The 6,740-nt window shown below is 44.3% G+C and carries 8 protein-coding genes and 2 pseudogenes; 3 read left to right on the top strand and 7 right to left on the bottom strand.

Annotated features, from left to right (window positions below):
• Nucleotides 1-147: 147 nt before the first annotated feature.
• Nucleotides 148-1,371 (bottom strand): peptidase T, encoded by a 1,224-nt coding sequence (gene pepT / locus ACTNEW_RS12410; protein WP_441061455.1) that lies wholly within the window; start codon nt 1,369-1,371, stop codon nt 148-150.
• A gap of 470 nt (nt 1,372-1,841) precedes the next feature.
• Here pepT and hisC point away from each other — a divergent pair, with 470 nt between their 5' ends.
• Both hisC and ACTNEW_RS12400 read left to right on the top strand, forming a co-directional pair.
• The gene (gene hisC / locus ACTNEW_RS12405) at nt 1,842-2,903 is read left to right on the top strand and encodes a histidinol-phosphate transaminase (RefSeq protein ID WP_441061452.1); all 1,062 of its coding nucleotides are present in this window, start codon (nt 1,842-1,844) and stop codon (nt 2,901-2,903) included.
• A gap of 8 nt (nt 2,904-2,911) precedes the next feature.
• Nucleotides 2,912-3,412: a COG2426 family protein gene (locus tag ACTNEW_RS12400; protein ID WP_441061450.1), complete on the top strand. Its 501-nt coding sequence runs from the start codon at nt 2,912-2,914 to the stop codon at nt 3,410-3,412.
• A gap of 162 nt (nt 3,413-3,574) precedes the next feature.
• Here ACTNEW_RS12400 and ACTNEW_RS12395 read toward each other — a convergent pair.
• A pseudogene (locus ACTNEW_RS12395) lies at nt 3,575-3,679 on the bottom strand (DUF6783 domain-containing protein); the annotation flags it as partial.
• On the opposite strand from ACTNEW_RS12395, the pseudogene ACTNEW_RS12390 reads away from it, so the two are divergent.
• Nucleotides 3,656-3,811 (top strand): annotated as a pseudogene (locus tag ACTNEW_RS12390) (DUF6783 domain-containing protein); the annotation flags it as partial. The pseudogenes ACTNEW_RS12395 and ACTNEW_RS12390 sit on opposite strands and share 24 nt — an antisense overlap.
• Here ACTNEW_RS12390 and ACTNEW_RS12385 read toward each other — a convergent pair.
• From ACTNEW_RS12385 to ACTNEW_RS12365, 5 genes are all read right to left on the bottom strand, one after another.
• Nucleotides 3,747-4,811 (bottom strand): type IV pilus twitching motility protein PilT, encoded by a 1,065-nt coding sequence (locus ACTNEW_RS12385; RefSeq protein WP_441061448.1) that lies wholly within the window; start codon nt 4,809-4,811, stop codon nt 3,747-3,749. The pseudogene ACTNEW_RS12390 and the gene ACTNEW_RS12385 overlap by 65 nt on opposite strands.
• Before the next feature lie 136 nt (nt 4,812-4,947).
• Entirely contained in the window at nt 4,948-5,436 is a 489-nt protein-coding gene (locus ACTNEW_RS12380; RefSeq protein WP_441061445.1) for a hypothetical protein, read from the bottom strand.
• Nucleotides 5,437-5,883, bottom strand: a complete 447-nt coding sequence (locus ACTNEW_RS12375) for a hypothetical protein (RefSeq protein ID WP_441061443.1) — start codon at nt 5,881-5,883, stop codon at nt 5,437-5,439. It abuts the gene before it with no gap.
• A gap of 17 nt (nt 5,884-5,900) precedes the next feature.
• Nucleotides 5,901-6,386, bottom strand: a complete 486-nt coding sequence (locus ACTNEW_RS12370) for a DUF4860 domain-containing protein (RefSeq protein WP_441061440.1) — start codon at nt 6,384-6,386, stop codon at nt 5,901-5,903.
• The gene (locus ACTNEW_RS12365; protein WP_441061438.1) at nt 6,383-6,736 is read right to left on the bottom strand and encodes a hypothetical protein; all 354 of its coding nucleotides are present in this window, start codon (nt 6,734-6,736) and stop codon (nt 6,383-6,385) included. Before ACTNEW_RS12365 ends, ACTNEW_RS12370 begins: the two co-directional genes overlap by 4 nt.
• Nucleotides 6,737-6,740: the final 4 nt, after the last annotated feature.

Here is a 6,740-nt window from a genome sequence, read left to right as displayed (position 1 = left end):
GGTTTTTCACATCACACTTCACAGTGTTTCGCACTGAACCAAAGTTCCGGAGAAAACCATACGCATAGTAAAACTCGAAGAATTCTCACATACAGTTGCTGAACTAAAGCCCACTTTAGATAAGAAGGTGCTAAAAAGGTTTTGAATTTATTTGCAGTACAGTTTCGCAAGCTCCACAATGACTTCCACACATTTTTCCATGGACTGTATGCAGACAAATTCAAATCGTCCATGACAGTTGTGTCCGCCGGTACCGAGATTTGGGCAGGGGAGTCCCATGAAGGAGAGTTTCGCACCGTCCGTACCGCCTCGGATGGGAAGAACCACAGGGGTAACGCCGACTTTTTCGTATACCTTGAGAACATTGTCGATCAGATGCTGGTGTGGAATAATCTGCTCTTTCATATTGAAATAGGAATCTTCTATGCGAAGGGAAACCGTTCCTTCACCATATTTAGCGTTCATATACGCAGCCGCACGGCTCATAAACTGTTTCTTCTGCTCAAAAAGCTCCATGTCATGGTCACGGATAATGTAGAGAGAGGAAGCATGTTCCACTTCTCCTTTTACAGATTCCAGGTGGATAAAGCCTTCATAACCTTCGGTATGTTCCGGTTTCTGAGCTTCCGGCATCATGGACTGGAATTCCATGGCGAGAAGAGAAGCGTTGATCATATGATTCTTTGCGCTTCCCGGATGAATACTGATACCTGCAAAATCCACATAGGCAGAAGCTGCATTGAAGTTTTCATATTCCAGCTCACCGCACTGCCCGCCATCAATGGTATAGGCAAAATCTGCACCGAACTTCTTTACATCAAAGAAGTCAGCTCCGGCACCGATTTCTTCGTCCGGTGTAAAACCGATACGGATTTTTCCGTGTGGAATTTCCGGGTGAGAAAGGAGATATTCTGCTGCTGTAAGAATTTCTGCCACTCCGGCTTTGTCATCTCCGCCAAGAAGTGTGAGACCATCCGTTACGATCAGATCCTGTCCCTCATACTGGGCCATGCAGGAGAATTCTTTTGTGCTCATGACAATATTTGCCTCTTCATTTAACAGGATGTCCTGGCCGTCATAGTTCTTGATGATACGAGGATGGATGTTGATACCGGATGCTGCATCGGAAGTATCCATATGGGCGATGAAGCCGAGAACAACGCCGGTGTCTTCGGAAACAGTTGACGGAATGGTGGCAAATACATAACCGTGTTCGTCACAGGAAACATCTGCAAGCCCCATTTCTTTCATTTCAGTTTCCAGCATATGGGCGAATGTCAGCTGGCTTTCGGTACTGGGAGTGGTCTGTGATTCCGGATTGGATGTGGTATCGATTGATACATATTTTAAGAAACGTTCTGTTACATTCATGAAATATTCCTCCTGATTATTTGTGGTATTAAGGTAAAAACCCCTGTTTTCTTATGATAAAAGATGAATTTAACTTTAATATTATTGCAGAATTCATATTATCATATAAATACAAAGTTGTCTATTAAGGTATTTGAAATAGAAAATTGGTACAGAGGGACTATGAAGAGAAGAGATATATAGATTAGGTACGTGAATATCTTGTAATACATTTCATTACGCTCTATAGCGCTGGGAGAATTTTTTCTTGTTTCATTATAAAATATAAAACTGCACGGGTACGCCATGTTTAAAGGCGGTAAGATATAAATTTGAAACAGTAAAATACAAATTCTTTTGACAAAAAGGCATGGACTGGTTACAATAGCAGATATCAATGTACTAGAAGAAAAATGATGATTGTGAACAGTAATGGAAAATAAGAACTGCGGCAAATGTTTTCGAGCTTTGCCGTCAGAAAGGAGATAAAGATGAAAACATGGGAAGAAAATATCCGCATGGTGGTTCCCTATACACCCGGTGAGCAGCCGAATCAGCCGGATATGATCAAATTAAACACAAACGAAAATCCTTATCCGCCTGCACCGGGCGTGGAGGAAATTTTACATAATATGCCGGTAGATAAGCTGCGCCTTTATCCGGATCCGACTGCCGGAGATCTGGTGCGGGCGGTAGCTTCTTATTATCAGCTGGATGAAAACCAGGTGTTTGTGGGTGTGGGATCCGATGATGTGCTGGCCATGTGTTTCCTGACCTTCTTTAATGGGAAAAAACCGATTCTGTTCCCGGATATTACCTATTCTTTTTACGATGTGTGGGCAGATCTGTTCCGGATTCCTTATGAGAGACCGGTTCTGGATGAGAATTTTCATATTCGAAAAGAAGATTATTTCAGAGAAAACGGCGGTGTGATTTTTCCGAATCCCAATGCGCCGACAGGTGTGGAAATGCCGCTTGCTGATATTGAGGAGATCATCCGCAGAAATCAGGACAGTATTGTGATCGTGGATGAGGCATATGTAGATTTTGGTGCATCTTCCGCGCTTCCTCTGATTGATAAATACGACAATCTTCTGGTGGTGCAGACGTTTTCAAAATCCCGTTCCATGGCAGGAATGCGAATTGGTTTTGCCTGTGCAAATCCTGTGCTGATCAAATATCTTAACGATGTGAAGTATTCCTTTAATTCCTATACGATGGACAGAACGGCCATTGCTGCAGGTGTGGCTGCCATGGAGGATGTGGAATATTTCCGGGAGACCTGCCGTAAAATTATAGAGACAAGAGAATGGACGAAAGAAGAGTTAAGGAAACTGGGATTTTCTTTTGAGGATTCCAAATCAAACTTTATTTTTGCATCACACGAGACTTGTCCGGCAGAAGAATTGTTCCAGGCTTTGCGGAAAAAACATATTTATGTACGCTATTTCCCGAAAGGAAGAACGCATAATCATTTGAGAATCACCATTGGAACGCGTGAGGAAATGGAAGCATTTGTCGCATTTCTGGAAAAATATCTGAATCATCGTTAGGAGGTACTATGGAAGCACTTGTACAATGGTTTGCTGCAAATCTGTCCCAGTTTATATCTGCCGAAGCGGTTGTGTTTATTATTTCTATGATTCCGATACTGGAACTGAGGGGCGGTCTTTTGGCGGCGTCTCTGCTGAAAATTCCGGAAACGGTATCGATTCCTCTGTGTATTGTGGGAAATATTATACCGATACCGTTTATCCTGCTGTTTATCCGTCAGATTTTTAAACTGCTGAAAAAAACAAAACTGTTTCGCGGGTTGATCATTAAACTGGAAAACCGCGCGATGGGAAAAAGTGACCGTATCCGGAAATATGAATTCCTTGGTCTGGTACTGTTTGTAGGAATTCCGCTTCCCGGAACCGGTGCATGGACCGGCGCACTGATTGCGTCTCTTCTGGATGTGGATATTAAGAAATCTTCCGCTGCAATCCTCATCGGTATTCTGATGGCTAGTGTGATCATGTATGTGGTTTCCTATGTGTTAGTGGGGAATATTGTCAGCTGAATTGCGGATTCATGTGTCAGAGATTTGCCAGTTCTCTCATGGCTGCTCTCTGACATATTCTATTTCAATAATAGAAAAAGGACAGCTTCTTCAAAAGAAAAGGAGAAAGCTGTCCTTTTGGTCTTATGGCATCCGTACATCGTTTTTGAAACAGGAAGTTATTTATCGTGGCTTAGAGTGTGTTTGAAAATTCATTCCCGTCATATGCACGCCCCGCTTTGCGAGAAATTTGACTCGCATTCGGTCAACATAGCCCGCTATGCCTCCCTCATTTGAGTCAAATTTCCCGCAAATTGTGACGCACATCTGTCGGAAAGCAATTTTCAAACACGCTTTATATTAATTTCCTCTTCAGCATTTCCGGATTGCTGGCGTGTTTCAGAGCGGTTTCTGCTGTGATACGTTTCTGGCGGTAAAGTTCCAGCAGGCTCTGGTCCATGGAACGCATCTGGTATTGAGAAGAAGAATAAATCACACCATCAATCTGGTGGACTTTGTTTTCGCGGATCATATTGCGGATGGCAGGTGTCAGCTTCATGACCTCAAAGGCGGGAATACTGTGACTGTTCACGTCCGGAATCAGCTGCTGGGAAATAACAGCCTGAAGCACCATGGAAAGCTGAAGGGCGATCTGGTGCTGCTGGCTGGGTTCAAAGACATCCAGAATACGTCCGATGGTATTGGCGGCGCCGATGGTATGCAGACTGGAAAGAACGAGATGACCGGTTTCTGCGGCAGTCATAGCAGTCTGGATGGTTTCCAGATCGCGCATTTCTCCCAGAAGGATAACATCCGGGCTCTGACGCAGGGTGGCGCGCAGGGAGGTCAGATAACTGTCCGTGTCTGTACAGATTTCTCTTTGGCTGACAATGCATTTTTTGTGGCGATGGAGATACTCCAAAGGGTCTTCCAGAGTGATGATATGGCCTTCGCGGGTATTGTTGATTCGGTCAACCAGACATGCCATGGTAGTGGATTTTCCACTTCCTGCGGGACCTGTGACAAGAATCATACCTTTGGTAAAATCAGCAATTTCCATGATTTCTTCAGGAATATGGAGCTGGTTCGGGTCAGGAAGTTCAAAAGCAATCACACGGATCACAGCGGCCAGAGAACCGCGCTGACGGTAGGTATTGACACGGAAACGGGAAAGCCCGGGGATGGAGAAAGAAAAATCATCATCTCCGTTTTTGAGGAATGGCTGTATATCACGGTCTCCGGCAAGATGATAGATCTGGTGGATAATCTTTCGGGTATCTTCCGGCATCAGACGGTCACCTTTGTGAATCAGCTGTCCTTCTGTTTTTGTGGAAAGAGGAAGTCCGGCGATGATAAAGATATCCGAGGCATGTGTATGTGCGGCATCTGTTAAAAAATCAAGTACAAAATTTTCATTCATGGGGCAGTTTCTCCTAATTAAATTTATTTACTGGTAAAAAACCTGGACGTCAGGTATGGAATAATGTATGCCATCAGGAATTGCTTCGCAAATATTGGACGTCAGACAGAAAACGTGGATCGGCAGGGCCTTCTGTTTATGAGGGAAGTCCGGAAGAATAAACCGGCTGTCTGGTATCAGGGTTCCATTCCCCTGTGGATATCGTCTGCCATTTGTGGATTTCCAGCACGGGATCCTCTGGATTCTGTGGATAAAGTACCTGCAGTTCCAGATGGAGAGCCTGACGGTCAGAATACGAAATTTCAGCAGTAAGCATCCGACTGTCTTCCTCCCATGAAAAACCGAGACTGCAGAGGCTGGCAGTGTTGGAATAATAGTCTTTTTCCTCAGCCGCCGTGGAGCGGATCTGGTAAAGCTCTTCTTCCGTCTCCCGGCAAAGGTCCGTTGCAGTGCAGCACGCATGATAATAGGCAGTTGTCTGTTCTATGGAACGTTTGCTCATAGTCAGATCAGAATGGGAACTTCCAAATGTCAGAAGTGCCAGAATTACCATACATAATACGGAAAAAATCAGAAGAAAAGAGGTAATTCCCATGGTAACAAGAGAACGGTGACGTGATTTCATCTAATTGGCCTCCTTTTTGCTGGTTAGTCTGGGAAACCGTATGGTCTGCTGATGGACAAGCGTTCCGTCTGCATTCTGGAAGGCTAGTACAGCCTGTTTGTAATCAGAAGCATGAGATAAGCTTACCGTCAGTTTCCAGACTGCATTTGTTTCGGAACAGGGGGCCCATTGGCTGTCGTAAAAATACAAAAGATTATTACCGGATAATTCTCCTTCCGGCATCAGGTTCAGGAATTGATCCGGATTTCCATCTGTGCCTTCCATAATCTCGCCGGCAGAAATGATGAGTTCTTCTATATGATTCCAGTTTCTGGCTTCTTTTTGATTGGATCTGGCAGAGGCAAAGAGCTGAATACAGACGGCTGATGTCAGTGCGAGAACCAGAATGGAAAAGATCATTTCTGTCAGAAACAATCCTGCTCTGGAATGTATCGCTGATTTTTTCATGTAAGGTCTCCTTATCGTTATACAGGTGTTCCGGGATGAAGCAAAAGGCTTCCGGTATGCCCGTTGTGATCAGTCAGGGAAATACGATAAAAATGTTCCGGTGTTTCATCTATGGAGAAAGAATCCAGAGAAGCAATCGTAGTTCCCATGGAAAGAGCAGCATCGCTTTGCCTAGTGGTAAACAGCTCCTTCAGTTCTCCATCATAGAGATAAATATAAGTAATGTAGGTTTGGCCGTCAATTTTGTCAGTAAGACAAAGCGCCTCAGTGTCTTCAATGGTATCGGTAAAAACATCTGTGTCATTATCGTGCTGCCGTATTTTTACAGTCAGATAGGACATGGCGGTACGAAGATTGGAGTTCTCGTCAGTCCCCTGCACAGCATTTCTGTATGCACGGGCCGCAAACAGGAGCAGGAGCAGAAGAAGCAGCACGTACAGACCGAAAAGCAAAAGGGATGCGAGAAGGTCGGAAGAATGCTTTTTTGCGGCAAAATGTTTCATAAAATACCTCCTTTATCCTCTTCAAGAGGAAGGACAGAAATCATTGGAAACAGATTGGATCCGCTGGGAATATATTCTATTACAAATTTCTGTCTGTCATAGGTGATGTGATATTCTTCCAGAAGCTGCGAAAGACTTTCCGGATATTTGCCTGTCAGAGCATAGGTCTGCACAGCGCCATGTTCCAGTGCCTGAAGAAGAACGGTCTGTTCTTTTTCCAGTGCGCCTTCGGAGGTACGGGAAACAGCTGCCAGAAAAAGGATACACAGGAGTGCAGGAAATACTGCAGGAAGAAGAGTACGCAGTACACAAAAAAATTTTTTTCTGCGCGGTTCAAAAATATCATCCATAATG

Origin of the sequence: Blautia sp. HCP3S3_G3, assembly GCF_052063365.1 — a bacterium.
Classification (GTDB): Bacteria; Bacillota; Clostridia; order Lachnospirales; family Lachnospiraceae; genus Blautia_A.
This window is presented reverse-complemented; position numbering and strand designations above follow the sequence as displayed.